At 48.6% G+C, this 25,649-nt stretch carries 26 protein-coding genes and 7 pseudogenes; 7 read left to right on the top strand and 26 right to left on the bottom strand.

The window, feature by feature from the left end:
• Positions 1 to 73: 73 nt before the first annotated feature.
• The 13 genes and pseudogenes from ACK8P7_RS06670 to ACK8P7_RS06610 all read right to left on the bottom strand — a co-directional run bounded on the left by ACK8P7_RS06670 (position 74) and on the right by ACK8P7_RS06610 (position 11,877).
• On the bottom strand, positions 74 to 1,021 hold the full coding sequence (locus tag ACK8P7_RS06670; RefSeq protein ID WP_410043438.1) for a hypothetical protein: 948 nt from the start codon (positions 1,019 to 1,021) through the stop codon (positions 74 to 76).
• 215 nt (positions 1,022 to 1,236) lie between these two features.
• Positions 1,237 to 2,706: a PTS transporter subunit EIIC gene (locus tag ACK8P7_RS06665; protein ID WP_410043437.1), complete on the bottom strand. Its 1,470-nt coding sequence runs from the start codon at positions 2,704 to 2,706 to the stop codon at positions 1,237 to 1,239.
• Positions 2,707 to 2,773: 67 nt separating this feature from the next.
• On the bottom strand, positions 2,774 to 3,253 hold the full coding sequence (locus ACK8P7_RS06660; RefSeq protein ID WP_410043436.1) for a PTS glucose transporter subunit IIA: 480 nt from the start codon (positions 3,251 to 3,253) through the stop codon (positions 2,774 to 2,776).
• A 3-nt stretch (positions 3,254 to 3,256) separates the two neighbouring features.
• Positions 3,257 to 4,369, bottom strand: a complete 1,113-nt coding sequence (nagA, locus tag ACK8P7_RS06655; RefSeq protein WP_410043435.1) for an N-acetylglucosamine-6-phosphate deacetylase — start codon at positions 4,367 to 4,369, stop codon at positions 3,257 to 3,259.
• A 26-nt stretch (positions 4,370 to 4,395) separates the two neighbouring features.
• Positions 4,396 to 5,127 carry a glucosamine-6-phosphate deaminase gene (gene nagB, locus ACK8P7_RS06650; protein ID WP_410043434.1) on the bottom strand — a complete coding sequence of 244 codons (732 nt, stop codon included), beginning with the start codon at positions 5,125 to 5,127 and terminating at the stop codon, positions 4,396 to 4,398.
• Positions 5,128 to 5,140: 13 nt separating this feature from the next.
• A complete protein-coding gene (gene ptsP / locus ACK8P7_RS06645) occupies positions 5,141 to 6,760 on the bottom strand; it encodes a phosphoenolpyruvate--protein phosphotransferase (RefSeq protein ID WP_410043433.1) in 1,620 nt (539 codons plus the stop codon).
• 35 nt (positions 6,761 to 6,795) lie between these two features.
• A complete protein-coding gene (locus ACK8P7_RS06640) occupies positions 6,796 to 7,053 on the bottom strand; it encodes an HPr family phosphocarrier protein (RefSeq protein WP_410043432.1) in 258 nt (85 codons plus the stop codon).
• 445 nt (positions 7,054 to 7,498) lie between these two features.
• Positions 7,499 to 8,848, bottom strand: a complete 1,350-nt coding sequence (locus ACK8P7_RS06635) for an MATE family efflux transporter (protein ID WP_410043431.1) — start codon at positions 8,846 to 8,848, stop codon at positions 7,499 to 7,501.
• A gap of 189 nt (positions 8,849 to 9,037) precedes the next feature.
• Positions 9,038 to 9,418, bottom strand: a pseudogene (locus ACK8P7_RS06630) (carbohydrate kinase family protein); the annotation flags it as partial.
• A pseudogene (locus ACK8P7_RS06625) lies at positions 9,409 to 9,660 on the bottom strand (glycoside hydrolase family 32 protein); the annotation flags it as partial. The pseudogenes ACK8P7_RS06625 and ACK8P7_RS06630, both read right to left, overlap by 10 nt.
• Before the next feature lie 91 nt (positions 9,661 to 9,751).
• Entirely contained in the window at positions 9,752 to 10,576 is an 825-nt protein-coding gene (locus tag ACK8P7_RS06620) for a hypothetical protein (protein WP_410043430.1), read from the bottom strand.
• Positions 10,473 to 11,432, bottom strand: a complete 960-nt coding sequence (locus ACK8P7_RS06615) for a hypothetical protein (RefSeq protein ID WP_410043429.1) — start codon at positions 11,430 to 11,432, stop codon at positions 10,473 to 10,475. Before ACK8P7_RS06615 ends, ACK8P7_RS06620 begins: the two co-directional genes overlap by 104 nt.
• Entirely contained in the window at positions 11,371 to 11,877 is a 507-nt protein-coding gene (locus ACK8P7_RS06610; RefSeq protein WP_410043428.1) for a hypothetical protein, read from the bottom strand. The genes ACK8P7_RS06615 and ACK8P7_RS06610 overlap by 62 nt, the downstream gene beginning before the upstream one ends.
• A gap of 185 nt (positions 11,878 to 12,062) precedes the next feature.
• Between ACK8P7_RS06610 and ACK8P7_RS06605 the strand changes: the two genes are divergently transcribed.
• Positions 12,063 to 12,335 carry a type II toxin-antitoxin system Phd/YefM family antitoxin gene (locus ACK8P7_RS06605; RefSeq protein ID WP_410043427.1) on the top strand — a complete coding sequence of 91 codons (273 nt, stop codon included), beginning with the start codon at positions 12,063 to 12,065 and terminating at the stop codon, positions 12,333 to 12,335.
• Complete coding sequence (locus ACK8P7_RS06600) at positions 12,316 to 12,633, top strand: type II toxin-antitoxin system RelE/ParE family toxin (RefSeq protein WP_410043426.1); 318 nt, start codon at positions 12,316 to 12,318, stop codon at positions 12,631 to 12,633. Before ACK8P7_RS06605 ends, ACK8P7_RS06600 begins: the two co-directional genes overlap by 20 nt.
• 294 nt (positions 12,634 to 12,927) lie before the next feature.
• Here ACK8P7_RS06600 and ACK8P7_RS06595 read toward each other — a convergent pair whose 3' ends face one another.
• From ACK8P7_RS06595 to ACK8P7_RS06585, 3 genes are all read right to left on the bottom strand, one after another.
• Positions 12,928 to 13,863, bottom strand: coding sequence for a DUF1848 domain-containing protein (locus ACK8P7_RS06595; RefSeq protein WP_410043425.1), 936 nt, complete (start codon positions 13,861 to 13,863; stop codon positions 12,928 to 12,930).
• A gap of 97 nt (positions 13,864 to 13,960) precedes the next feature.
• Positions 13,961 to 14,509: a histidine phosphatase family protein gene (locus ACK8P7_RS06590; protein WP_410043469.1), complete on the bottom strand. Its 549-nt coding sequence runs from the start codon at positions 14,507 to 14,509 to the stop codon at positions 13,961 to 13,963.
• 144 nt (positions 14,510 to 14,653) lie between these two features.
• The gene (locus tag ACK8P7_RS06585) at positions 14,654 to 15,037 is read right to left on the bottom strand and encodes a winged helix-turn-helix transcriptional regulator (RefSeq protein WP_410043424.1); all 384 of its coding nucleotides are present in this window, start codon (positions 15,035 to 15,037) and stop codon (positions 14,654 to 14,656) included.
• Positions 15,038 to 15,305: 268 nt separating this feature from the next.
• Between ACK8P7_RS06585 and ACK8P7_RS06580 the strand changes: the two genes are divergently transcribed.
• Complete coding sequence (locus tag ACK8P7_RS06580) at positions 15,306 to 15,806, top strand: DODA-type extradiol aromatic ring-opening family dioxygenase (protein WP_410043423.1); 501 nt, start codon at positions 15,306 to 15,308, stop codon at positions 15,804 to 15,806.
• An 11-nt stretch (positions 15,807 to 15,817) separates the two neighbouring features.
• A complete protein-coding gene (locus tag ACK8P7_RS06575) occupies positions 15,818 to 16,213 on the top strand; it encodes a pyridoxamine 5'-phosphate oxidase family protein (RefSeq protein ID WP_410043422.1) in 396 nt (131 codons plus the stop codon).
• Positions 16,214 to 16,279: 66 nt separating this feature from the next.
• Here ACK8P7_RS06575 and ACK8P7_RS06570 read toward each other — a convergent pair.
• The 3 genes and pseudogenes from ACK8P7_RS06570 to ACK8P7_RS06560 form a co-directional block, all read right to left on the bottom strand.
• Positions 16,280 to 16,501, bottom strand: a pseudogene (locus tag ACK8P7_RS06570) (VOC family protein); the annotation flags it as partial.
• Between the two features lie 138 nt (positions 16,502 to 16,639).
• Complete coding sequence (locus ACK8P7_RS06565; RefSeq protein ID WP_410043421.1) at positions 16,640 to 16,867, bottom strand: hypothetical protein; 228 nt, start codon at positions 16,865 to 16,867, stop codon at positions 16,640 to 16,642.
• A gap of 73 nt (positions 16,868 to 16,940) precedes the next feature.
• Positions 16,941 to 18,677 (bottom strand): [FeFe] hydrogenase, group A, encoded by a 1,737-nt coding sequence (locus ACK8P7_RS06560; protein ID WP_410043420.1) that lies wholly within the window; start codon positions 18,675 to 18,677, stop codon positions 16,941 to 16,943.
• A gap of 335 nt (positions 18,678 to 19,012) precedes the next feature.
• Between ACK8P7_RS06560 and ACK8P7_RS06555 the strand changes: the two genes are divergently transcribed.
• Complete coding sequence (locus tag ACK8P7_RS06555; protein WP_410043419.1) at positions 19,013 to 19,354, top strand: MoaF-related domain-containing protein; 342 nt, start codon at positions 19,013 to 19,015, stop codon at positions 19,352 to 19,354.
• Between the two features lie 30 nt (positions 19,355 to 19,384).
• Positions 19,385 to 19,672, top strand: a complete 288-nt coding sequence (locus ACK8P7_RS06550) for a hypothetical protein (protein WP_410043418.1) — start codon at positions 19,385 to 19,387, stop codon at positions 19,670 to 19,672.
• 19 nt (positions 19,673 to 19,691) lie between these two features.
• Here the strand turns inward: ACK8P7_RS06550 and ACK8P7_RS06545 are convergent, their stop codons facing one another.
• The 4 genes and pseudogenes from ACK8P7_RS06545 to ACK8P7_RS06530 form a co-directional block, all read right to left on the bottom strand.
• Positions 19,692 to 19,955, bottom strand: coding sequence for a hypothetical protein (locus tag ACK8P7_RS06545; RefSeq protein WP_410043417.1), 264 nt, complete (start codon positions 19,953 to 19,955; stop codon positions 19,692 to 19,694).
• A gap of 189 nt (positions 19,956 to 20,144) precedes the next feature.
• Positions 20,145 to 20,657: pseudogene (locus tag ACK8P7_RS06540) on the bottom strand (lysine--tRNA ligase); the annotation flags it as partial.
• 368 nt (positions 20,658 to 21,025) lie between these two features.
• Complete coding sequence (locus tag ACK8P7_RS06535; protein ID WP_410043416.1) at positions 21,026 to 21,871, bottom strand: nucleotidyl transferase AbiEii/AbiGii toxin family protein; 846 nt, start codon at positions 21,869 to 21,871, stop codon at positions 21,026 to 21,028.
• On the bottom strand, positions 21,868 to 22,440 hold the full coding sequence (locus tag ACK8P7_RS06530) for a type IV toxin-antitoxin system AbiEi family antitoxin domain-containing protein (RefSeq protein WP_410043415.1): 573 nt from the start codon (positions 22,438 to 22,440) through the stop codon (positions 21,868 to 21,870). Before ACK8P7_RS06530 ends, ACK8P7_RS06535 begins: the two co-directional genes overlap by 4 nt.
• An 829-nt stretch (positions 22,441 to 23,269) precedes the next feature.
• Between ACK8P7_RS06530 and ACK8P7_RS06525 the strand changes: the two are divergent.
• Positions 23,270 to 23,389: pseudogene (locus ACK8P7_RS06525) on the top strand (helix-turn-helix domain-containing protein); the annotation flags it as partial.
• Between the two features lie 61 nt (positions 23,390 to 23,450).
• On the opposite strand, the pseudogene ACK8P7_RS06520 reads toward ACK8P7_RS06525, so the two are convergent.
• The 3 genes and pseudogenes from ACK8P7_RS06520 to ACK8P7_RS06510 form a co-directional block, all read right to left on the bottom strand.
• Positions 23,451 to 24,824, bottom strand: a pseudogene (locus ACK8P7_RS06520) (recombinase family protein); the annotation flags it as partial.
• Positions 24,824 to 24,919 (bottom strand): annotated as a pseudogene (locus ACK8P7_RS06515) (ParB N-terminal domain-containing protein); the annotation flags it as partial. The pseudogenes ACK8P7_RS06520 and ACK8P7_RS06515, both read right to left, overlap by 1 nt.
• A gap of 550 nt (positions 24,920 to 25,469) precedes the next feature.
• Complete coding sequence (locus ACK8P7_RS06510; protein WP_002779755.1) at positions 25,470 to 25,643, bottom strand: cysteine-rich KTR domain-containing protein; 174 nt, start codon at positions 25,641 to 25,643, stop codon at positions 25,470 to 25,472.
• Positions 25,644 to 25,649: the final 6 nt, after the last annotated feature.

The raw sequence follows: 25,649 nt of genomic DNA, 5'->3' as shown, positions 1-25,649 counted from the left end.
CTTCCTATCTAATCATCATTCAGATCATTTCCCAGTGCATCCATGCACTGGCCGCGGCTCCGGGAGCGGTACTTCAGTGCTCGACCTCTGTCTGTCCGATGATCTGAAAAAGCATCTCGTAGCTCTTCCCTTCCTCCGGCCGGAATGGCCAGTGAAGCCGTTTCTCCTGCACATCGGGATAGCGCTGCCGTATATCCTGCATCGACTGAAACGCGCCCTCGACCGGGTGCGCCTCATCCTCCTCGACCGCGATGATCGCCCGGTCGCCCATCGACAGCATCACCTCGTTCAGCACCGGGATAAACTGATCGTCGATCGCCCGCAGCGCCTCGAAAAACGGATCATGATTCATCGCATGTCCGAGGATCTGCTCCTCTACATTCCCCGCGAGCGTCAGCCAGCTGTAGCTCAGGATACTCCAGAACTGACTGTGCAGTCCCACACTGACGACCATATCGTAGTGCTCCTTCGGAAGCCTCGCCCGTAGCACCTCCCGAGTCGCAAACACCTTCCGCTGGATCTGCTCCAGCACCGCCTGCGACATCTCCATAAACGCCGCCTCCGTAAGCGCTCGACCGCTTCGCACCACCTGATCATACAGCGTCTCGAAAAAAGCCGCCACATCCTCCATCGTCACCCCAGAAAGGGAAGTATCCCACAGCGCCACCTTCGGACAATGCTGCAGCCCATAACGCACGAGCCCTCTCTCCATACCCTCACGATCCAGATCGATCAGCGTGATCCGCTCGAAACGCTCACTCAAACGCCGGAGGTCGATGTCATTCGCCGGCCCGATCCCGAACAGCGCGATAGAGCCTGTCGCCTTCGTGCCCGATGTAGGCATTGGCCGCCGTGAACACTCCACGTCCTGAATCGAGGTCTGCGGCGAAGCCTCCTGCAGCAAATCTGGCTGTGAAACACTTGCCAGAATAAGATCCGTCACCTGTTCGCGGTACAGCGCCCAGCTCTCAAACGCCCCCGGAATTTCAAATTCCTTCTTGATTTCATCGATTACATTCATGCCCCCTATACTACCATAAACCTCTCCTGTTTTCCGAACCTTTCCTCTTTTTTTAGTATTTTTAGTCCGGGCAGCACCTGAACATTCAAATTGTCTGCAGCGAGGAAGGCCAGAGGACATAGAAAAACTGCCGCACATAACGTGCGGCAGTCCCTTCGCTTTTCATAAAAGTGGGATTTTCAGTGTATCCCGAAACACTTCATCCTGTTCTCAGCTTACTTGCAAAGCTCAGAGAACGCATCTGCTACGAACTGAACCTTCGTGCCGACGATCACCTGAACTGAGGTCTTACCAGGCTTGATGACACCGGCAACGCCTGCAGCCTTGATGGCCTTGTCGTCAACCTGGGTCATATCCTTCACCTCAAGTCTCAGTCTGGTGACACAGTTGTCGATGCTTGCGATGTTCTCCTTGCCGCCGCAGCCTGCGAGGATCTGCTTTGCAATCGCAGTGAAGTCATCACTAGCGAGCTGAACGTTCTTCTCAGCCTCTACATCATCATCCTCACGACCCGGAGTCTTGATATCAAACTTCTTGATCGCAAACAGGAATACGAAGTAGAAAACAAGGAATGCAGCGATGCCCAGCGGGATGATCAGCCATGTCTTCGCAGCTGCCGGAAGGGAAGCGGAGAAGAGGAGATCCATCGCACCTGCTGAGAATGAGAAACCAGCACGGAAGCCGAGGGCTACGGTAACGATCGTGAATACGCCATACAGTGCAGCGTAGATCAGGTAGAGACCCGGTGCGAGGAACATGAATGCAAACTCGAACGGCTCGGTAACGCCACAGATGAAGGAACATACAGCGGCAGAAAGTAAGATACCGATGGTGGCAGCCTTCTTCTCAGGCTTCGCGCACAGTACCATCGCAAGTGCAGCACCCGGAATACCGAACATCATACATGGGAAGAATCCGGACATGTACATACCAAGGCTCCAGGAAACATCTGCAGATGTCTCACCAGCCCAGAAGTGAGAAAGATCACCGAGACCGATCGTATCAAACCAGAATACGTTGTTGAGCGCATGGTGTAATCCGGTCGGGATGAGGAGACGGTTCAGGAATGCATAGATACCTGCACCTACAACACCCATCTTCGCGATTGCATCACCGATGCTTACGAGTAAACCGAAGAACAGCGGCCATACGAACAGAAGAACGGCGGATACGATGATGGAAACCACACCTGCAACGATCGCTACGCAACGCTTACCACTGAAGAAAGCGAGCCAGTCCGGAAGCTTCGTGCCCTTGAACTTATTGTAGCAGGTAGAACCGATCACACCGGCGAGGATACCGATGAACGGGTTTGCAATCTTGTTGAACGCGATGGTCTTGACTTCGCTCTCTGCGATCGACGGCATCAGGGTCGTCACAAATCCTGTAGAAAGGAGTGTAGTGAGCATGAGCCAGGAAGCAAGCGCAGCGATTCCACCGGTACCATCATTCTTATCTGACATACCGACGCCGACGCCGATTGCGAAAAGGATCGCCATGTTATCGATTAAGGCACCACCTGCCTTTACGAGGAACAGACCGATCAGGTTGGCTGCACCCTGGATATCACCACCCTGCATGGTTGCAGGACAGAGCAGATATCCGATACCCATCAGGATACCACAGATCGGCAGCACAGCTACTGGGAGCATTAACGCTTTACCCAACTTTTGAAGAAACTTCATATTTCCCCTCCTTAAGAAAAATATACTAAATTGGATTACTCCAATCAGGTTCGAAATTAAACACTTATCAGGAAATCTTCAGCACGCTGTCCGCGAGTGTGACCTCGCCCTGCTTCTGCAGGCTGATTTCCTTATAATCATCGGTATTGCAGATCAGCACCGGTGTGATGATGTTTAAGCCGGCCGCCTGAATCTTCCCGAGATCCACATCCATCAGAAGATCTCCCTGCTTCACCTTATCCCCGGCCTTCACATGCGCAGTGAACGGCTCGCCCTTCAGGTTTACCGTGTCGAGTCCGATATGAATCAGGACCTCGACGCCCTGTGTCGTGGTCATCGTCACCGCATGCAGTGTGTCAAACACCATGGTGATCTCGCCATCGGCCGGTGCATATACCTTACCCTCTGCCGGAATCACCGCAAATCCATCACCGAGTATCTTCTCTGCAAAGGTCGGATCCGGTACCTCTGTGATCGGAACCACCTTTCCATTACACGGTGAGTGGAGGATGCTTCCCTTTTCCTTACTCTTAAAAAGTCCGAACATCTGTCAAATCTCCTCTCCGTCGATATAGACACTTACAAGATTTAAATCCTTATCCAGCAGCACGAAGTCCGCCTTCTTTCCTGTTTCAATGCTTCCGACCTCACCGTATATACCGATCTCTCTGGCCGGATTCTCCGTTGCGCACATGATGGCATCCTCCAGCGGAAGGCCGACGGTCTTCACACAGAAACGGACACAATCCATCAGATTCGTCGCGGAGCCTGCGATCGTGCCATCATGCAGTGTCGCACGATTGCCCCGCACAGTGACTGGCTGCCCACCGAGGGTATACTCACCATCCTCGAGGCCCGTCGCCCGCATGCTGTCACTGATGAGGATCATCCGCTTCGCACCGAACATCGCGAAGGTCGCACGGATCACAGACGGATGAATATGTACGCCATCACAGATCAGCTCCGGATGGACGTTCTCCGCATCCCGTGCGGCACCGATCACGCCCGGATTCCGGTGGTTGAGTGGCGGCATCGCATTGTAAAGATGTGTTACATGCGACGCACCATGCGCGATGGCGGTTTTCGCAGCTTCATAATCAGCCATGGTATGCGCGATGGAAACCACCACCTCGCCCTTCACCTGATCGATGAAGTCGATCGCGCCCGGTTCCTCCGGTGCGATATCTACGAGCTTGATGAGCCCCTTCGCCGCACTCTGCAGCTGTCGGAAGAGCTCCACGTCGCAGCGAAGGATATTCTCCGCAGCCTGTGCCCCCTTCTTCGCGGCACTGATAAACGGTCCCTCCATATTGATACCGACGAGATGCGCACCACGCTTATACGTATATGCGCCCGCGTTCTGCATCACCTTGAGAAGCTCATCCTTTGCGATGGTCATCGTCGCCGGACACACGGACGTGACACCGATCGAAGCCTCATACTTCGTGATCACATCCAGCGCCTCTTCCGTGCCATCGCACATATCTGCGCCCATGCACCCGTGGAAGTGTATATCCACGAGGCCCGGGATCATGTAGAGGCCGTCTGCATTGACCACCCGCTCATCTCCGCCCTGCGCAGTGAATCGGCCACCGGCCACAGCGACATCCTTCGTTTCGAAGCGATGCTCCGCTGTATATACCTTTGCACCCTTTATAAGCATAGTTTTCAGCTCCCCTCTTCTGTGCTTTACAGCTCGACCTTGCTGAGCGCTGCCTCATCCGCAACGAGGGTTACATCATTATGGAGCTGTAAAACAGATGCCGGAACCTTCGGTGTGATCGGACCGAAGAACGCATCGTGCACGATCTGTGCCTTGTCCTCGCCGCTTGCCACGATGAGGATCTTCTTCGCCTGCATGATGGTCTTGATGCCCATCGTGTATGCCTGCTTCGGAACGTCGTCCGCAGAAGCGAAGAAACGCTTGTTGGCTTCGATCGTCGACTCGGTAAGATTTACGCAGTGCACATCCGAATCGAAGGCCTCATCTGGCTCGTTGAAACCGATATGTCCGTTATGGCCGATGCCGAGGAGCTGCAGATCGATACCGCCCATGGACTTAATGAGTGCGGAGTAGCGCTTGCACTCCTTCTCGGAATCCATCTCCATGCCGTTCGGAAGATGTGTGCTCTCCACCGGGAGATTCACATGATCGAACAGATTCTCATGCATGAAGTAGTAGTAGCTCTGGTCGTTGTCACGTGTCAGCCCCTTATACTCGTCGAGGTTCACGGTGCGAACCTCGGAGAAATCGAGATCACCCTTCTGATACCACTCCACCAGCTGCTTGTATAAGCCGATCGGTGTGGATCCGGTCGCGAGGCCGAGTACACAGTCCGGCTTCATAATCACCTGTGCAGAAACGATGTTTGCGGCCTTACGGCTCATGTCCAGATAGTCCTTCGCTCTATAAATTCTCATGATTTCTACTCCCTTACTCCATCTCACAAATCTTACTGCGCACGCTGAGCACCATGGATGGTGCGACGCTCAGCTCATCGATTCCCATCTCGACGAAGCGCTCCGTCAGCGTCGTATCTGCGCCGAGCTCGCCGCAGATGCCGACCCACTTGCCCGCCTTATGCGCGCCATCGATGGTCATCTGAATCATCCGAAGAACCGCCTCATGATGTGGATTATAGAAATCGTCCAGCTTCTCATTCTGGCGATCAATCGCAAGTGTGTACTGCGTGAGGTCGTTGGTGCCGATACTGAAGAAGTCGACGAGCTCTGCAAGCTCTGCACTCATCATCACCGCTGCCGGGGTCTCGATCATGATCCCCTGCTCCGGAATCGCATACGGGATTTGCTCCCGCTCGAGCTCCGCGGCCACCTCCGCGACGATTTCCCTGATCCGAAGCACCTCGTCCGTCGAGATGATCATCGGATACATGATGGCGAGATTTCCATACTTCGCCGCACGAAGAAGTGCACGAAGCTGTGTCTTAAACACCTCCGGCTGCTTCAGACAGATACGAATCGCACGATAGCCCATCGCCGGGTTATCTTCCTTTCCGAGTCCGAGGTAATCGACATTCTTATCCGCACCGATATCGAGCGTTCGGATGATGACCTTCTTTCCGCCCATCGTCTGCAGTACCTGGCGGTATGCATTAAACTGCTCATTTTCGTCCGGCAGCGCCGTCTTTCCGAGATACAGGAACTCACTCCGGAACAGGCCGATCCCCTCCGCGTCATTTTCCTGTACATATGCTACATCCGAAACACTGCCGATGTTCGCATATACATTTACTTTACGGCCGCTCTTCGTCACTGAAGGACGTCCCTTGTAGTTTGCAAGCAGCCGCTTCTGCTCTGCCGCCCTCGCCTGCATCTCGCGTGCAGCAGCGATGGCTGCCTCATCCGGATCCACGCAGAACACGGCATCCTTGCCATCGACGATACCCATCGTACCGGAGTGGAGACGGTCGAGCTCCACCGGCACACCGATCAGCGCCGGGATATTCATCATACGCGCGAGGATCGCGGTATGGGAGTTCGTCGAGCCATGGACGGTGACGAACGCGAGGATCTTACGCTTATCCATCTGCACCGTTTCACTCGGTGTCAGGTCATCTGCCACGATGATGGACGGTTCCATATGCGCCCAGTCGAGCTCCTCCTCACCACTCAGGTTCCGGATCAGACGATTCGAGATATCCTTCACATCCGCGGAACGCGCCTGCATGTACTCATCGTCCATATTCGCGAAGATCTCGGCGAAGTTATCGCCAGTGACCGCCACCGCGTACTCCGCATTGACCTCCTCCGTCTCGATCATCGAGTGGATCGCATCCTGGTAGTCCTCATCCTCGAGCATCATCTGATGCACCTCGAAGATCTGCGCATTTACCTCACCGACCTCCTGGAGCGCCTTCTCATAGAGCGCGCCCAGCTGGGTCTGTGCCTGCGCCTTCGCTGCTTCGAGACGCTCGAGCTCTGCCGCGACATCCTCGATATGCTGGCGCTTCACGATGCCATCACGCTTCTTCAAAACATTGATCGGACCGATCGCCGTTCCCTTATAAACGGACTTTCCGATGTACTTTTCCATTTTCTGTCCTCTCAGATTCTATATCGATCGATGAATTACAGATTATTCTGGAAAAACTTTTCCACCGCTTCGAACGCAGCATCCTCATCCGGACCCTCGACCTGCACGTTCACCTCATCGCCCTGCTTGACGCCCATGCTCATGATGGCGATCAGCTTTCCGGCAGCTGCGGTCTTTCCCTTGCAGGAAAGCGTCACCGCACTCTCGAACTTTTTCACTTCCTTCACCAGTAATCCGGCTGGTCTCGCATGCAGTCCGATCTCATCCTTAATCACATAAGAAAATTCCTTCATTTGTATCGCATCCTTTCTTACTGCTCAAAAAAAGCCTCGATCAAGCAGGCTTTAACATCACGAATTTTGTGTATTTTTAAATTATTATGAATTGTGAAATTCTTAACTTTATAGTATTTTAACAATTTCTTTAGAATTTGTCCATCATTTTGCCGATGTTTATGACAGATTTGTCACATAAAGTGCTTACACTTACGTAATTTCGTCACTTTTCCAAAGCGCCTTTTCTCATTCCACCCGGTTTTCATCGGCATAACTCTTAAGAATGTCATTTCCAGATGAATATTTAATTCTTGCCCCCTCGAAATTTAATGGGGTCTGACCCCATTAAATTTTTCTAAACAGATTCTAAACTGAAGTTTATGGGGTCAGACCCCCTTACGAAATTCTTAAGACAGAAAAAGAGCCGCCCGGGACGGTCCGGACGACTCTCGTCAATTCTCTATTAATGCTGATAGACCCGCATCGCTTTTTTATAGATGCGGACGAAATAGATGATTTCTGCGATGGCCGTCAGTCCCCAGGAGAATGGATACAGGAGGTACAGGGACGGGATCGTATGGAAGTAGGCAAAGATCGTATATACCCAGATCACACGGAACACACAGGAGCCGAGCACGACGAGGATGGTCGGCACGACCGTCTCACCGAGGCCGCGGCAGGCGGCGATGGTGCAGTCCATAAAGGCCGAAATGCAGTAGGCGAGTCCCATGACACCGATTCGGTACATACCGGCATCGATGACGGCTGGCTCTGTCGTAAACAGTGCGAGGAACTCGCGTCCGAACAGCAGCAGGCTGCCACCGAGCACGAGGCCGATGGCGAAGGAATACGCCAGGCTGATGTAGAAGCTCTTTTTCACGCGATCGACCTTGCCTGCACCGTAGTTCTGGCTCATAAAGCTTGCGCAGGCCATATAGAAGGCGGCCATGGCATCATAGATCAGGTTGTCTGCATTGGCCGCCGCAGAGTTCCCCTTTACCATCAGCGAATCGAAGGAGTTGACGCCTGCCTGGATGAACAGATTTGCGAAGGCGAACACGGCGTTCTGAAGCCCCGCCGGCACACCGAGCATCAGCACACGCTGCCCGATCGTCCGATCGAACTTCACCTCCCGCAGGTGGAGCGCATAGCTGTCCTGCACCTTCGTCAGGGCATGAAGGATCAGTCCCGCGGAAACACACTGTGAAATCGCACTCGCAAGTGCGACACCGACCACGCTCAGATGACACACGATGACGAAGAACAGATTCAGAATCACATTCAGCACGCCCGCGATCGCGAGGAAGATCAGCGGCTTCTTCGTATCACCGATCGCACTGAAGACCGCATTACCGTAATTGTACAGTGCAAGCGCCGGCATACCCAGGAAGTAGACCCGGAGGTACATGACCGCACCCGGAAGCAGATCCGGCTTCGTGTTGATGGTTTTGAGCAATGCAGGCGACCCGAAGAGTCCGACGAGCAGGAGGATCACACCGGCAATCAGGCTGATGATCAGTGACGACCCGACCGTCTTTTTCACGTCTTTCGCACGACCGGCACCGTAATAGCGCGCAACCAGCACATTGATGCCACCACCGAGACCGATCAGAAATCCTGTAAACAGTGTAACGAAGATGCTCGTCGAGCCTACCGATCCGAGTGCAGTCGAGCCCGCGAAGCGTCCGACGATCGCAACATCCGATATATTAAACAGCACCTGAAGCAGGTTCGACATCACGAGTGGCAGACTCACGAAGAGAATCTGCTTCGCCAGTGGCCCCTCCGTCATATTGATTGCCTTTTTCATCATGAATTCCTCTCAGCTATAACCCGAAATGAACGCAAACATTCCTGTTTATATCAGTTTTTCAAATCTTTGTGAAGAGGATTTCCGTTTATTTTTCGGTACATAAAAAGCACCGCTTCATATGCCTGCTTCCATCAGAAAAGCCATGCCGTAGCATCACTACGGCATGGCCAGATGTTTTATGGTATGTGATTAAAGCGCTGCATTATCCAGAAGCTGCTTGATTTCCTCTGGCTTCGGCATCACACGAAGTGCGCCCTTTCGTGTCGTGATGATGGATGCTGCCGCATTTGCGTAACGAAGCATCACCCAGAGATCCGTTTCTGTTAACTCCTGTAATCCATGCAACAGGATATAGTGCAGTACACAGGCACAGAAGGTGTCACCGGCACCGGTGGTTTCGATCGTCGTCGGCTGAAGGAAAGGCTTCACCTCTACGATTTTATCCTGATAGTACGCACGGCTTCCATCTCTTCCCATCGAAACCAGAATCAGTGGAATCGAAAAACGCGCTCGAATCCAGCGAACACCTGCATCGAAGTCCTGCTCTCCACTCAGCCACTGGATTTCATCCATGCAATCATGATACGACGACCATCCGGAAGCTCTGTCGTCTGTGGGGCATAGAAATCCATACCGTAATCCAGTGGACGTGCCTCCTCTTTTACGAACGTATGTGTTTCTGTATCATAATCACCGAGGAAGTATACAGAATTATGACCGTTATGGAATTCATACTTCTGCGCCTTCATATCCTGCGGAGAACAGATCAGCACGCGTTTATCACCGAGTGCGAAGAAATCTGGACATTCCCACGACGAAATGATGCTGTCGATGGTAAGGAATTTACATAAAAACCTCCCGGATTTCTCCGGGAGGCCAGATGGTGTTGGTTCTGATTCTTATTCAGTTTTCTGGATTCGCATCCTTCTGCTCCGTCTTAGCTGAAGACGCAATCATTTCATCTTTCTGCTCAGCATCATCTGAAGGCGCTTTCTTTTCATCTTCCTCCTGCCCCTCGTCCTCTGCGTCATTTGCGTCATCTGAGGTTTCGGTCTTCATCGCAGTACCTGTCTCTCTTTCCTCAGCCTCTGCATTTACCTCTGTCTTTGCCGCTGTATTCACCTCTGTATCTGCTTTTCTGGAGATTACCGTGTCATCGGCCGCAAGTACATCTCCTTCAGAAACAGCTTCTTCATCCGATGCCTTCACTTCCTCAGAACCGGTGTTTTCAGACGTCGCCGCCTGTTTCAGCTTTCCGTTCTGATCGATTACAAATTCAATTTCCGGATAACTCTCTCCTGCGCTGATGGCGACGCTGGTATCACCATTCTTATCAAAGCCGCTGAACGAAAGAAGAAGGCTGTCCTTCTGGCTTCCATAGGTACTGTCATAGGTAAATGGTAAGAACGTATCGTCTCCGAAGCTGAAGCTAGATGAAGCTGCCGAATACTCGGTCGTGCCGACCGTAACGCAATCAATACTCTTTACATACGTTTCCAGTGCTTTTTCGAGATCGGATCCAGTGATGCCGCCTCCATCGTCGTAGCTGAACTGAATGACATATCCACTGGTGAAAAATCCGTTTTCCTTTCGTATAGCCCGAACGCGGATATCGATACTCGTCTCATCCGGTGTCTCTTCTTCCGCTTCCTTCAAGCTCAAAGGTCGCATCAGCATAGTACTTTTCGGCATCATCCTTCGTTGCGGTAAATACTTCTGCATCTTCATCATACTGTGCCTTCAGGCTGAGATCGGTTTCCGTACCATGCTCGGTATCGTCCTTCGGAATGAAGCTACTGCTCTGCTGGATGTCACCTAATAGGCCATCCTCAAGCACTTCCTTTGCAGCGGCCGGACGGCTCGCATAGATTTCTCCACGCTCACAGTATTCCGCATACGGAAGCATACGGTCATTTTCCGTCTTTTCATCTTCGCACTGGTCTACATAATCATCCCAGTCATTCTTCGAGAAGGTCTGGAATCCGTTTGCATAAATCGTCAGTGTATACTTTCCCTTCGTCGCAAGATGATCTGTCTTATCGTTGTAAAGTACAAACAGATCCTGACTCAGCAGATACCAGTCATCAAATTTCTGAAGCTCCTCGATGTCGCCATTCGGCGTCTTCAGGGTGACACGCTCCACTGGCGAAGTGATGCCATATACGAGATCACTGACCGCAAAATGCAGATTCTTTCCGGACTGCGCGGTCTCCTTCAGTGTAAGCTTCGGCTTCTTCTCATTGACCACATGGATCGGAACCAGCGTGGTCTCGCCTGCACTCGACGTCACGCGTACATAATAGCGACCATTGTTCCGAAAATTCGTCTGTCCCATCGGAATCTCCAGCTCACCGACATGGCCCTTGCCATGCAGAACGTTCTTCTTCATGTCGAACTGAAGATCCGCATTGAGCGTCCTCTTCTGCTCGTCATAGGACACCAGCGCGAGCTTCTCGATGCCATCAAACCAGGTCTTCTCGTCCTCCGTGTTGTAATTAAACATAATAGACACCGTACCGCTCTCATCTTCCTTCATGATGGCGTCCGGTGCGTAGCTTGCATGCGCCGTCCTCGGTCTTATCATTCGCGTCCGTATTTTCCGTTTCCGTCGTCGCTTCACTCAGAGCGATCGTCTCGTACTTATCGGCATCTTCTGTACTGCGGATGCGGATCGTCCCCGGCGTGCGCTGCAGTGCGAGTTTGCCAATGCTTCCATCATCCGTCACTTTCGTCAGTGCACTGGTCACGTCTACGCCGTCGACCGTGACGACCGTATTTTCTGTGGTATAGCCCTCCTCATAGACGATCGGAAGCCACCAGCCGAGAGAATTCATCTCCGTCAGCTTCGTTTTCGTCTCATCAACGAGATTCGCAGTTGACTCCGGTGACGCTGTATTCTCTCCTGAATCCGGTTTCCCAGAATTCTCCGTATCGCTTCCCGTCTGATTTCCGCTGTTCTCCGAACCAGTACCGGAGCCGCTGGCGGATTGATTCGTGCGCGGTTCCCCGCTTCGGTACTTCTGGTGCATTTCTCATAGTTCTCGCTGCGTTCTTATACCCCATGTACCTTGATTTTCTTGCCATCAGATTCTCCTTAAAAAATGCAGATGCCAGAGAATGAATTTTTCTCTGACATCTGCCCCATTGGCTTTTAGTTTTTTATTGTGATTCTGATAAAATAATGATAATGTAGTGTTATAAAGGAGGTGCCACTATGATCAACATTCGTCCTGTCTCAGATCTCAGAAATAAGTTTCCAGAGATTGAGGAAACAGTTACTAATTCCAACGCGCCTGTGTTTCTTACAAAGAATGGTTATGGAACGATGGTGCTCATGAGCATTGAACAATACTCCGAACTCACAGATAACATCGAGCAGAAACTGGATGAGGCTGATGCCGCTGCCGAACAAACTACCGTTCGGTATTCTGCTTCAGATGTTTTCGGCAGAGCAAGGAGAAGAATCAATGAGCACGCAAAAGTATAATCTGTCTTTCCTTCCCCTCTTTGAGGAAGACCTGGATGAGATCACAGATTATATTGCGAACCATCTGCATAATCCTGATGCTGCTCTCCGTCTGATTGATGATATTGAGATTGCGATCAATAAACGGCTTGAGACTCCGCTTGCTTTCGCACCCTATCCGTCATCGAAAACCAGGCCTCATCCTTACTACCGAATCAATGTAAGAAACTTTTCAATATTCTATGTTGTCATTGGCGACACAATGGAAATTCGCCGTGCTCTGTACGCCAAGCGTGATCTTGACAACCTGCTGACATAATTACAGTCAAGCCGCCTGCTGAAACAGGCGGCTTTTTCTGTCATCACTAGCACTGTATTTGCTACTGCGATTACTTTGCTCATATTCTTTTCCTCCCATCACGCATACCTAGAAGCCGGCGCGCATATAAAAAGAGGCACCCCTTCTCAGATTGATTCTGAAAAATGAGTACCTCTTCGGGCCACGTAGAGCCGGTATAAGAATCTTTCTACCCGCGACTTTTCCAATCGTGATTCCACAGGATCAATGTTTAATGTTCTACATCTACGATCATTTTGCTGTGTGGAGGGAGCTCTAGAGAAGGTCAAAGATGCTCATCTGTCTGTCAATCCAGGACGCCTGTTTGGCAGTGTGTACAATATCATGCTCTGTGAGATGTCCGATTAACAGCGGAGACGAAGGATCATGCTGACTCATATTATGGAGAACAGCGGATTGGTCGTAGTTGGCATAGCAATAAAGGCAGCCGTGTCCGCAGGTGTTGTACTCGCCAATATCAGCGCCAAGGAGACAGGAACACCCCTGCCGTGCAGGGGAATGGGTTGGCACGAGAAGTCTCTTTCCTATGGCATTTTCAATGACCTTCTTAGAAAAACACCCTTCTGCATCCACATGGCTTCTGACAAGGGATCTGTCTTCCAGACACAGGTGAATCTGCATACCCAGCCTTTCAGCGGTCATATTGAAAGAATCGATCAGCTCATTCTGTACGGACATCAGAACTGCCGATGCCTCTGGAAAATTGCGCTTTGTCTTTTCATACAGATCAAGGAAGCTCACTACACACTGATCGGTATAGGGCTTTAATTTCCCAGCCATCTCAGCGAATGTCCGTTTGTGGAAATCAACCGTATATTTTCCGAAAATAAAGACCGGATCGTACCTCCAGATGACACTCCTTCGGCCGGCGTAACGGGAAAGAGCAGCAAAGGCCTTCATAACCTTCTTCTTTTCCGGAACATGCGGCTCTATCTCCGTCCCGTAAGGAGTGATGGTCACCATGAAGAAAGTGCGGAATGCGTCCAGTTCATGGATCCTGTTCAGCATAGGAATTGGATTTTTTGTGCAAAAAGAGATGACATCCACAACTGACGGGTCCAACCTGTATTTTGTCACGGAGACCGGATTATATGGGTTCCTGACAAGGGCATATCTCTCGCGAATGCGGTTATAGAACCAGTCCGAAAAGAAGGCTGGGATATCCGTTCGGCTTCCTGTGTTGATAATCATTGCATACCTCTGAAATCCACTGTGCACATACAATTTCAATTCTGCACAACTTATCTGCAATCTGCTGATTTTCGAGACAACTGAACGGATAAAGGCATCAGAAATCATATTCCCGCACTTGCGCATTGCGGATACCGAATGAAGCGAACTCCTCGTTCGTCATGTCATGAAAATATGACTCGATAATTCTGGAAATGCCGTTGTGTGCAACGAGCAGATATGTCTTCTCCGGATCCCTTTTCAGATCATCAATCAGATTGTAGATGCGCTGTGCCATTCGCATCATGGATTCGCCGCCGTCAAAGCTGTCACAGAAGTTCTGCTTTGCTCTGGCAAACTCTTTTCCGTCTCGGGCGGTTCCCTCCCATTTGCCGAAATTCTGTTCAATGAGCCTTTGCTCGATCCGCATCGGCACACCGGTCATCACAGAAATTTCCTTTGCCGTATCATAGGCACGGCTGAGCGGTGATGTCAGGATTTCATCGATGGTGATTTCTCCGGCATCCATCTTCAGCTTCAGGATTCTTCCTGTCTCTCTGGCCTGCTCATGCCCCAGCTCTGTCAGGGGACTGTCTGTTGCGCCGCAGATCTTATTTTCAACGTTCCATACTGTCTGGCCGTGCCGGACGAAGTAAAATTTACCCATAGTTGTGTTTAAGGCTCCCTTGATAAAATAATATTGAGAATAATCCTTGAATGCATGATCAATCTTGAAGAGCCGGATATACTGCATTCAGCAAAGAATCAGAATATGTAATCGAAAATGAACATTTTTATTCTCCATAACTCTTTATTCATTATCTGTTGATGCATTCTTTGCTTTCAGATAAGTGATATATTCATTCCCCCATTTTTCGATCGACTGCAATACTGTTCTGAATTTCTCTCCGATCGGTGTCAGCTCATATTCCACGCGCAGTACGCCTTCCGTGTACACATTGCGGCGGATCATCCCTTCTTTTTCCAGGTATTTGAGCTGGTTGGAAAGTGTTCCCTGGGCGATATCAATTCTACGGAGCAATTCATTGAAGCGCACTGGACCATTTTCCAACTGATAAAGGATTAGAATTGCCCATTTCCCCTGCAGCACTGTCTGCGTGGTGACATAAGGACAGATGCCGAACAATTCCTTTCCCTGCTTTTTTGTCGTCTCTTCTATTTGTTCTATTTCCATTTCTGCATATCTCCTTCACTGTCGGAATAATGATAGATTAAGGCATACTTGGGAGAACACTCTGCACGGCCTTTACGCGGTTATTCATTAACTTGCTTGTATTTTCAGTATCCAGTCACTTGAAAATGACTTAGTCCTGTAAAAAATCCTGATTGACGATTGCACTCTATGTGATATTCTTAAGTTACTTCAATTAATTGACTATGTCAACGATTTAAAGCGCATCTGATATTTTTTCAAAAAATTAGATGGCAGGAAGGGAAACATCATGAGTACAAGAATGCCGGTAGTTTTCTCCGGGCACGGCACATGGACGGTTCTGGTACATATGTTTCCAAAGGCCGATATCCCTGTGGTTCAGCTCTCCGTAAACGGAAGGCTCTCCGCTGCACAGAGCTATGCGATCGGCAAAAAACTCACAGCGCTGAGGGATGAGGGATACCTGATCTTCGGCAGTGGAAATGTCGTGCATAACCTGATGCGTGTGGAATGGGACAATGACGGCGGCACACCGATGACACTGCGCTTTAATAAGGAAATCACGGATGCAGTTCTATCAGCGAAAAAGGACATTGTGATTCGTTATGATCAGCTGCAGGATGCGTCCTATGCTGCGCCGACACCGGATCATTTTCTTCCCCTCCTTTACTGCCTTGGCGCGACGGAGGGAAATCAGGTAAAGGTCTTCAACAATATCTGCAATCTGGGATCTATGGCAATGACAGGTTATTTATTTGAGACAATATTTGAGACAAATGCTAATGCATGAAGGAGGCAGAAATGGAGAAAGTACTTGAGTTTTTAAAAAAGGCCGGCGTTTGGTATCTTGCAACGGTCGATGAGGAAGGTAATCCGCAGGTTCGCCCGTTCGGCGCACAGAATATTTTTGAAGGAAAACTGTACATCCAGACAGGTCTGAAGAAGAAGGTGGCAAAGCAGATGCTGGCTCATCCGCAGATTGCGATCAGTGGGATGGCCGACGGCAAGTGGATCCGCCTGAACGCAGAGGCAGTACACGACGATCGGATAGAGGCACAGCAGTCCATGCTGGATGCCAATCCCAGCCTGAAGTCTATGTATGCCGCAGGTGACGGTAATACGGCTGTCTTCTACCTGAAGAATGCGACAGCGGAGATCTGCAGCTTTACAGCAGAGCCAGAAGTTATCCGTTTCTGATCTGCGGTTCTGATCGTTCAGAACTACAAATATAAAGGAAACAGCTCTCTGGACATCTCAGAGCGAATGAATGTATCCGGTGCGCGCCTGCGCTTTTTCTTCATCTTTCATTCCCGGCTTATTCATGATCTCGAGGCGGGCACCGTCATCAAAACTAAGAAAATATGACCGTAAATCTGTCTTTGGATTATGATATCCTTCGTTTGATCTGGCACCCAGATACTGCATAAAGAAGGATCTCGCCTTTTCCAGATCATTGACATACATGGCGATATGTTCAATTTTCATTGTCTGTCCTCCCATGTACATGGCATATCCCCATCTGCGGATAAACGGATGGTCTGAAAGCACATATTTTCCCGCATAGGATAGGGCTGTTTTAAAATCCAGGTCCGCAACATATTTAATCAGTTCGTCAGTATGCCACTAGTCATCAAACAACAGGTTGTGATTGATAAATGACATCCGATCATTCACGCTTCCGATCTGATCCAGTGTCACATAGAAATAGATGCGATGAAACTGCTGCTCGGTCAGCACATACCCACGCAGGGCAGATACATCGGCGTTATTCTTTACATATCGCATGATCAGGGCATCCACATCTTTTGTTCTGTAAGATTCCGGCAGGGCATCCAAATCTGCCTGGACCATTTCTTTTGTCATCCTCATTGTAGATTCAGCACATTGTGACCGGCGCGCTGGTGACTGCGCGCCGGTCACGGTGTCATTCGATCTCATCGAAGTAGGAGCTGTCCTTGTGACAGATCGGACACTCAGCCGGTGGATTGACGGCCTCGCAGATATAACCACAAATGCGGCACTTCCACTTCTTAACAGGATCGAAGTAGGAGCTGTCCTTATGACAAATCGGACACTCAGCCGGCGGATTATCTCCTTCATAGATATAACCGCAGACACGACATTTCCATTTTCGTGTTGCAGATCCGGGCGTTGTCACTTCCTCATAATCGCCGGTGCCTTCTGACCTTGCATTTTTGCCTGTTTCTTCTCCGAAAAAGGCTGCTGCACCGTTTTTCGCTTCTGCTCCATCTACGTCAAATGTCAGTAGTGTCTTATATTTTCCGGCATCTTCACCGAGCAGCCCACTCCTGTCCGTGTAGGATGTATGGAGCATTTCTTCAGCGATCGGCGAGAGAGGCTTTCTGTAAAACTCTTCGTACAGCTGCTTCAGCTCTGGATTCTCATGACTCTTTCGCAACTTCATCTGCGCATCCCGCTTGTAAAGACTTTCAATACGGGAATCCACCATAGTTCTGCGCTCTTCCACATCGGCTTTCGGCTGTCCTCCGCCGCCAATGCATCCTCCCGGACAGGTCATGACCTCAATAAAATCATAATGTTTTCCGGATTCCTTTGCCATGGAAAGGAATCTGCGGACATTCGATGTGCCATAGATCACGGCCAGCTGAAGGCGCAGTGTTCCGATTTCTACGGCCGCTTCACGGATTTCCTGCATGCCGCGGACGGGCTCGAGTGTGTACAGTTCCTTTGGAGCAGGTTCATGTGTGACAAATTCGTAGGCAGTGCGGACGGCAGCCTCCATGACGCCGCCTGTGTTGCCGAAGATTACGCCTGCGCCGGAGGCCTCTCCCATCAGCTTGTCGAATTTTGAATCCTCCAGCGTTGAAAAATCAATGTCAGCCTTTTTCGCCCAGTCTGCGAGCTCACGCGTTGTGATGACATGATCCATATCTCTGAGACCGGGAAGATTCAGATACCTGGCGGAAGCATTCATTTCTCCGCGGCGGATCTCGAATTTTTTAGCGGTACAGGGCGTCAGCGCCACATTTACAATTTTCTTTGGATCTATCCCCATTTTCTTTGCAAAATAGGTCTTGATCGTAGGACCCTGCATCCCTATAGGGCTCTTTGCGGACGAAATATTCGGCAAAAGCTCGGGGTAATAGATCTCGGCAAACTTCACCCAGGCCGGACAGCAGGATGTGAACTGAGGAAGTGGCTTATTGTGCGTTGTAAGCCTCTCCACAAGTTCGCTGGCCTCCTCCACAATCGTCATATCTGCCGCGAAATTTGTGTCGAGCACATAATCTGCGCCCAGTTTCCGGAGGAGTGCTATCATCTTTCCTTCGACAAAGCTTCCTCTTTGCATTCCGAAAGCTTCGCCCAGGGAAACCCTGACGGATGGTGATGTACTGACGATAAGAACCTTATCCGGATCCTTTGCTGCGGCTATTACGGCGTCCATCTCCGGTGTCTCTGTTATCGAGCTGACCGGACAGACATTCGCGCACTGGCCGCAATGGATACAGACGGCAGTGTCGTTGGTCTTTGACAGGTCATAATAGCCGAGCACGCTGATATAATCCCGGCAGATGTCTCTGCACTGACCACACTTAATACAGATATTTTCTATGCGGCGGATGGCAGGATTGTCTGCCTCAATTGGAACACGGATGCTTTCTGATAAATGTTTTCCCACTGCGCGCCTCCTTTTTTTATTGAAACTTACGCCTTTTCTTGTTCTGTCATCCTTCCGGGTCAGCTCATCAGAAAATGGCTGCAGGAAAGATCGATCCTGCAACCATTATACACCTGCCTGTGTTTCCCCGCATTAAATATTTCACCGACCGAACTTTTTCAAATATCAGAGACCGATTTTTCCCCAGGCGGTAATTTTCAGGTGACTTGGTCACCAAAAAAATCGTACTTTTTAATTTCTGTAAATGCTATATAGTAAGTGTAGTATTAAATCAATACTTGTTTTACTTTTAATAGTATTTCAGCTTTTTAACATCAACAAAGGAGAAAACAAAGATGTCTATTTATGAATTTACTAAGGGGAAAAAGGTCGATGTAGATTATGAGACAGGCTACCACTTTGTAATTACCTATCTCAGTGAGAATAAACTGCATTGGGACGCACTCTCAAAGACCGCCGAGGGCGCTCCGGCACATGAGGACGAGCCGTATACTTCTTATGACCTCGGCGATGGAAAATACATGGTCAACTGGATTGAGGCGTCCGGTCTTGTAGTATCCCAGATTGCAGATTTTGCAAATGGCAGGGTTTATGCCTTTATGACCTGGCCGGATGAGAATGCGCGCGGTAAAAGGGCTGAACTTCTTCACAAAGGCACACTGAAAATCATGGACTGATGTCTGATGACAGGAGAAAGGAACAAATCAATGAGAAAAACATTATCCACAGAGAATTTTAAGATTCATGTGTTCGGCACAGATGACAACAGTTTCAATGTAACCGCAGTCATCCTTGCAGACACAGGATCCGAAGAGAAGCTGCAGGCATGGATCAACAGGCTGACTTCTCTTGAAGCTCTGAATCCGGAAATTGTAATTCCAAGCCATGCTGATCTGAATGCTTCCTTTGACAAAAAGGCGCTTTCTGCTACGAAGGAATATTTACAGAAGGCTATTGAGTTCACAAAGGCATCCTCCCCTTGGCAGATTTATTAATGCCGGGATAGAGGGATAATCACATCGCCACTTCTGTTACCATCCCCGCCTTCATGGTGAACCTCATCATCTCCGGGAAGACCTCAATCTTTTCGATGAAGTCCCGGACGAGCTTGTCATCATAAGCCAAGGCATCACCCTTACTGGCCTCCAGCTCTTTGCGCAGGGCCGCGATGCACTCCTCGTTACGGGTGAAGAGCGCCTGCTCCTCTGTTAGCTTTACTTTATCTCCTCCCGGACTTCTCTTGGCCTTGTAATGTCCTGATACTCCTGTTCCACACATTTCCTCCTTGTGGATTTGTGTGCAGATGCCCGTATAATAAGCATCTGCGCCATCTGGCTGTTATTTCAAACAGGGATGAAAGGCTTTTCAGCCTCTTTTCCTGCTGTTTGCACGCAAAAAGGCACCCCCTCTCAGATTGATTCTGAAAAGGAGTGCCTTGAAGGTTTTCCGCCTGTTATTATCCCCGGATCAATACAGCTTCGCACCGGCCGGGATGTGGTTGTCCACCATCAGAAGATGCAGCTCTTCCTCGCCATTTTTCTCGTTGACCGCGGACAGGAGCATGCCGCAGGAGTCGATCCCCATCATCGCTCTCGGCGGGAGATTCGTGATGGCGATCAATGTCTTTCCGACCAGTTCTTCCGGCTCATAGTAAGCATGGATACCGGAAAGAATGATCCGGTCTGTGCCTGTTCCATCATCCAGAGTGAACTGAAGGAGCTTCTTGGACTTCTTTACTGCCTCGCAAGCCTTTACCTTCACTGCACGGAAATCGGACTTAGAGAAGGTATCGAAATCCACTTCTTCTTCAAACATTGGCTCGATCTTCACATTCGAGAAATCAATTTTCTCATTCGGTGTAAAGAACCCGGTCTGATCGGAAACAGCCTCTTCGGTGGTTTCAGATCCGCCCTCTTCCCCGACCTTTTCACCCGCATGTGCTTCTTTGTTATCCGCCTTGAGGGTCTTCATTGTCGGGAATCCATCTCCGATATTGTTTTGATGATCTGTTCCCGCCTGTTATCATAGTTTTCGTCCCGTTGCTGCCTGAAACCGCCTGTCTGTCACCATGGTTTATTGTTTATCTCCTGCCATGCGCCTGTTGTCAATTTGTTGTACATCGAATCCATTGTTACAGAGTGTTGTACTTCCCAGTTCTGCCTCCTGCCAGAATCAATCACGGCATCTGACGGAATCGTTCAACGCACGTCGTTCTGCTATTGACACATTTCTATTCCGTATTGTGCCTTGTAATGATTTGCTTTCCTTCATTTCTGGTTATACGAGGCCGAACGGGAAATACCGAATACTTTCGTGTCAGAATTCCTGACATTGGAGGATTCCTCGATCTACTGCCCGGAAACAAGTTCATCCATCATTGCAACGACGGCATCACAAGTCTCTTCAAATTCAATTCCTGCGGCGTAGTCAAAATTCTTTCTGTAATTGTCCCACTGTCGTTTCATAACGTCACTGTTCTTCACAGTCTTCATGATTTTTACATATTGCATCATAAGCTCTGAAGACCCCCTCTTGGCTGTTGTTGCTGACAAAGCTGCTTTAAGATTACCTATGTCAATATTCTCCGCCTGCAATTTGCTTAGAATATAGATGTCGTAATAATCTCTCGGTCTGGTATTCTGGTCGCCTCTTGACACAACCGTTTCCAGTTTTTCAGCCAGAATTGTCGACAAATTATATGCCAGAACACGAATGCTGCGATCTTCCATCATCAGCTTATAGGAATACTCTATCTCCCGCGGTGTAATCTTATCTCCAGTCGTTATATCCAGTTTCAACGGAACCGCCATCTTCTCATAATCAGCAGTCAATGCAACACGATAACCGGTGTACTCATCGCCTTCCCGGATTTCTCTAACACTTTTCAAGCAAAAATGAATAGCATCTTCTACAGGGACAGCAATAATGTCTTCCACCATTTTTCGTATTGCTTCTTCATTTACCGGATACCCTTTTATTGTCGCATCCATGTCCATCGTTGCTCTTGAATCAAGTCCGACCATAGACGCAATCAAAAATCCGCCTTTGATGATATAGTTGTCATGATATCTGGATAAGGAAACTCTTTCCAAAAAACGTTCCAACATATAGTTCTGAAGAACAAGTGCCGCAGAAATATTTTTATCCTTCGCAATGTTTTTTATGATTGCCTTCAACTGCATAGCGTTTTTCACAGCAGCACCTCCAGATAAGATCTTAGTTTTTCTTCTACATGCAATATCACAGCATATTCGGACAAAAGAGGAATATTTTTCTCCTTGCCTGACATATACCGCTTGTAAGCGTCTGTTATCACCTGGACATCTGTATGATTATTAGGATTTAAAACATCGCACAATGTCCGCTCAGCTGAATAGGCTTTCACCTTATGGCCACTTGGTGTGAATAGATCTGTTACTCCTAAACCATATAGCGGCTCCTTCATACCTTTGCATAGGATACCTTCCCGTTTTGGATTTGTCAGATTGTAATTGGACGGGAAAAACATATGAAACTTTGCAGGAGTCCTGTCTGTGAGATCACATAAAAACAATGCTGTATCAAGAGAATAAATACCTCTCTTGTAGCGGCACTGAATATTTACAAACTCATCCTCCCAAACTTCCGGTAAAGTATAGACACCACGTGCGACACGTTCAAGGATTCCTTTATCAGATAAATATTTAAGACTTCCTCTTGGTAGTCCGGCGTTGGCTATCATGGCAGTAGTGATCACACCGTTATTGGCTTTCGCAAGTTTCAAAATCTGTTGTGAAGGGATCATGTATCCACCTCCCTTTATTTTACTTTCTTGCTTTTAATTGTACTGGTCATAAGCAAGAATGTAAAACCGTTTTTACATTTTGACCTTAAAAAGAAATCCATCGAACAGATGGGGACACCTATCATCGAAGCAACCATAGCGAGAAATGTTCGAGTTCTACTTGAGCCAAGAATGCCTATGCAATAGCTCTGTCTAAAGATACGAAATACCGCGAATACAGACCTTTGGATTCAATAAAGGACAATTATCTCAAATATGCAGCTACAGCCAGCTCTCTTCTCCAACAGCGCACTGGCGTCGAACACATTAACCTGGCAGACTTCATGCGTAACAGAAAAAATTTTTAGCCTCATGCACCAGTTGTCAGATTGTTGTACATCGAATCCATTGTTACAGAGTGTTGTACTTCCCAGTTCTGCCTTCTGCCAGAATCAATCACGGCATCTGACGGAATCGTTCAACGCACGTCGTTCTGCTATTGACACATTCCTATTCCGTATTATGCCTTGCGACGATTTGCTCTCCTTCATTTCTGATTATACGAGGCTGAACGGGAAATACAGAATACTTTCGTGTCAGAATTCCTGACATTGAAGGATTCCTCGATCTACTGCCTGGAAACAAGTTCATCCATCATTGCAACGACGGCATCACAAGGGTGAATTGCTAAACGAAGTTCCACTCGTAAACTTTAAAACTGGAAGTTAATCCTTCCAAAAAAATACTGGAGGTTAATTCTTCCAAAATAGGACTACAATAGCCACTGTTGGTCCACCACCTGTTGCTCCGACCAGAACAGGAGGACCTGATGGCTAAGTATAGGCATTTGAATAGCGAAGACCGTTCTCACATCGAGACTGGTCTGAATAACAGGCAGTCGTTCAAGGAGATTGGTGAAAAGATAGGTAAGGATTGCTCCACTATCTCCAAGGAGATTCGTTCCCATATGGTTTTCAGGAAGACCGGTGCTTACGGACGTCCGTTCAGAATCAGTCGGTCATTTTTTGCGGACAGTTCATACATGCTATCCTTTTCTGTTCTCTGCTCCTGCGTTTGCTCTCGTTTGATTTCTCCCTCCGTATCTTCTTGGCACAAGCAGGACAATACCTTGATGCACCAGAGCCCGGGACATATTCAACGCCGCACACCGTACAATTTTTAGCGGGCATTGCTGCCCACCGTTTTGTAGGTATGATATGTAATTCATCGACAAAGCCGATGAATTTATAGTAAATCTTGATTTCCTGCTTCACTGTTCCGTCTGCCATCTTCTCACGCTCCGAAACAAGTATCTTGTCTATGAGTGCGTTTATAACTGTTGCATCCAGTTCTTTTAAGCCTTGATAATTTCGGATAAGGGCGAGGAAGTCACGGATTCCCCGTGATTTCTCGTAGCTTTCATTAAGAGTTTCCGTCACCTCTTTCAGCCTTGCTTCAATTTCAAGCTGCTCTTTCTGGTATTTCCCCGACATCATCTCAAAATTCCGCTCGGTAATACGCTCCATGACCTTATCCTCGTAGAGAGAGGAAAACAGCCTGTCCAGTTCCGCAAGGCGTTTGTTCAGCTTCTTACGTTCTTTCTCTAATGCTTTCGCCCTGCTCTGGTCTGTTTCCGTGAGCCGCTTTTCTATGGCCCTGACCGCCTTTTCATCATTCACTGCCATATCCGCAAAACAGTTGATGTCGGCAAGAACGGCATTGAATAAATCCCTTGCTTCTATATTGTGGGCACTACACTCGCTTCTTCCGTTTCTTGCATAATTATTACATGAATACTGTACACAGTCGATAATCTCTGGGCGTTTCCTCCTGTGTACGTTCATTGCCCGCAGAGCACATCCGCAGTCCACACACTTGATAACGCCTGCAAAAATATTTACAAATCCTCCCTTGTTCTGTGGAAGCCTACGACTTGTAATAAGCTGTTGGACAATATCAAATTCCTCCTGCGTGACTATTCCCTCATGGGTATTGGGTATCACTTCCCATTCTTCGGGCAGCTTAGAGGGGCGTTTCTTGCTTTTCATATTGGCGGCAATCCGTTTGTAGCCTACAAGATTTCCCGCATATATCGGGCTTCTTAAAATGCTCCTCACGCTGTTCCCACTCCAAATATAGCGTTTGTCCTCGTTCCCCTCAAAATGACGTTCAAAGCCTGTTTCGCCACGCTCCGCCGCATAAGCGGCAGGGCGTAGGATATGCTGTTTATTAAGATGTCTGCAAATTTTGGCAACTCCATTCCCTTTTAATGCAAGGTCGAATATCTCTTTTACAACATGTGCCACTTTATCATCTATCAGCAGATGGTTGTGGTCGGCAGGGTCTTTGATATAGCCATAAGGGGCGGTAGTTCCCATGAATTTCGGTCACGGTCTAAGGGCAGGACAAACGCAGGCACGGTATTTATCCCTGCAAGTTCAGAAGCACGGACACGCCGCTGTCCTGCAATCACTTCATGGGATAATTCCACATAGCCGCCACTTTCTCTGATATATACCTTTCTTGGTGCATATTTCACCATAAATACCTCCCATCTGAATTTTTGAAATGTAAAAAATCCAGATGGAGAGGCGGAGAACGACACCGCATATCAGAAACAGCCCTACGGCACTTTCCAACAAAAATCGACAAAAGAAAAACCGCAAAGGCTCTGTGACCTTTACGGTTATAGGAAATAGTAATTCTATTGTATGGAGATTGTACTTCTACTTTCAAGGTGAGAAGTACCGTTGCACTGGCAGAAATTTTTTTAACTGGTTTCCTGCCGTTCTCTGATATGCTATGTATTGATAAATTTTGCTTCGTATGAGCAGATAGATAACTGCCCGAAAAAAGGACATAAAAAAATCCCTCCAAATTTAAAAACAAATTCAGAGGGTAATTTAGGGTATAACAAAATAACCCACCCGAATATCGTTTTTTTTATTTGGTGAGTTTGTTCTTTCAAATACGAAACAAAAAGAGCCGATGATTCGTGAATTGTTCCACAATTTCATCGGCTCTGCGTCTTAAGCGTCTGGCTCTTTGATGACAGTTATCTTCAAGTTGTCAACTTTAATCAATCTTTCTTGTCTGCATTTTGGACAATAAAGGGGATAATTCTCCAAAACAGTGTCCTTCCTAATTTTATTACGGGTTTTGCTCCCACAAACAGGACACAATATCCATTCGCATTTCATCATAATTAG

This window comes from Oribacterium sp. P9 (assembly GCF_046365365.1).
In the GTDB taxonomy this organism is placed as follows: Bacteria; Bacillota; Clostridia; order Lachnospirales; family Lachnospiraceae; genus Oribacterium.
This window is presented reverse-complemented; position numbering and strand designations above follow the sequence as displayed.

Bases quoted from the DNA above. Each gene is read 5' to 3' on its own strand.
- ACK8P7_RS06670 (WP_410043438.1), bottom strand. From the start codon at position 1,021: ATGAATGTAATCGATGAAATCAAGAAGGAATTTGAAATTCCGGGGGCG.
- ACK8P7_RS06665 (WP_410043437.1), bottom strand. From the start codon at position 2,706: ATGAAGTTTCTTCAAAAGTTGGGTAAAGCGTTAATGCTCCCAGTAGCT.
- ACK8P7_RS06660 (WP_410043436.1), bottom strand. From the start codon at position 3,253: ATGTTCGGACTTTTTAAGAGTAAGGAAAAGGGAAGCATCCTCCACTCA.
- nagA (WP_410043435.1), bottom strand. From the start codon at position 4,369: ATGCTTATAAAGGGTGCAAAGGTATATACAGCGGAGCATCGCTTCGAA.
- nagB (WP_410043434.1), bottom strand. From the start codon at position 5,127: ATGAGAATTTATAGAGCGAAGGACTATCTGGACATGAGCCGTAAGGCC.
- ptsP (WP_410043433.1), bottom strand. From the start codon at position 6,760: ATGGAAAAGTACATCGGAAAGTCCGTTTATAAGGGAACGGCGATCGGT.
- ACK8P7_RS06640 (WP_410043432.1), bottom strand. From the start codon at position 7,053: ATGAAGGAATTTTCTTATGTGATTAAGGATGAGATCGGACTGCATGCG.
- ACK8P7_RS06635 (WP_410043431.1), bottom strand. From the start codon at position 8,848: ATGATGAAAAAGGCAATCAATATGACGGAGGGGCCACTGGCGAAGCAG.
- ACK8P7_RS06620 (WP_410043430.1), bottom strand. From the start codon at position 10,576: ATGAAGATGCAGAAGTATTTACCGCAACGAAGGATGATGCCGAAAAGT.
- ACK8P7_RS06615 (WP_410043429.1), bottom strand. From the start codon at position 11,432: ATGATAAGACCGAGGACGGCGCATGCAAGCTACGCACCGGACGCCATC.
- ACK8P7_RS06610 (WP_410043428.1), bottom strand. From the start codon at position 11,877: ATGCACCAGAAGTACCGAAGCGGGGAACCGCGCACGAATCAATCCGCC.
- ACK8P7_RS06605 (WP_410043427.1), top strand. From the start codon at position 12,063: ATGATCAACATTCGTCCTGTCTCAGATCTCAGAAATAAGTTTCCAGAG.
- ACK8P7_RS06600 (WP_410043426.1), top strand. From the start codon at position 12,316: ATGAGCACGCAAAAGTATAATCTGTCTTTCCTTCCCCTCTTTGAGGAA.
- ACK8P7_RS06595 (WP_410043425.1), bottom strand. From the start codon at position 13,863: ATGATTATCAACACAGGAAGCCGAACGGATATCCCAGCCTTCTTTTCG.
- ACK8P7_RS06590 (WP_410043469.1), bottom strand. From the start codon at position 14,509: ATGGGTAAATTTTACTTCGTCCGGCACGGCCAGACAGTATGGAACGTT.
- ACK8P7_RS06585 (WP_410043424.1), bottom strand. From the start codon at position 15,037: ATGGAAATAGAACAAATAGAAGAGACGACAAAAAAGCAGGGAAAGGAA.
- ACK8P7_RS06580 (WP_410043423.1), top strand. From the start codon at position 15,306: ATGAGTACAAGAATGCCGGTAGTTTTCTCCGGGCACGGCACATGGACG.
- ACK8P7_RS06575 (WP_410043422.1), top strand. From the start codon at position 15,818: ATGGAGAAAGTACTTGAGTTTTTAAAAAAGGCCGGCGTTTGGTATCTT.
- ACK8P7_RS06565 (WP_410043421.1), bottom strand. From the start codon at position 16,867: ATGGTCCAGGCAGATTTGGATGCCCTGCCGGAATCTTACAGAACAAAA.
- ACK8P7_RS06555 (WP_410043419.1), top strand. From the start codon at position 19,013: ATGTCTATTTATGAATTTACTAAGGGGAAAAAGGTCGATGTAGATTAT.
- ACK8P7_RS06550 (WP_410043418.1), top strand. From the start codon at position 19,385: ATGAGAAAAACATTATCCACAGAGAATTTTAAGATTCATGTGTTCGGC.
- ACK8P7_RS06545 (WP_410043417.1), bottom strand. From the start codon at position 19,955: ATGTGTGGAACAGGAGTATCAGGACATTACAAGGCCAAGAGAAGTCCG.
- ACK8P7_RS06510 (WP_002779755.1), bottom strand. From the start codon at position 25,643: ATGATGAAATGCGAATGGATATTGTGTCCTGTTTGTGGGAGCAAAACC.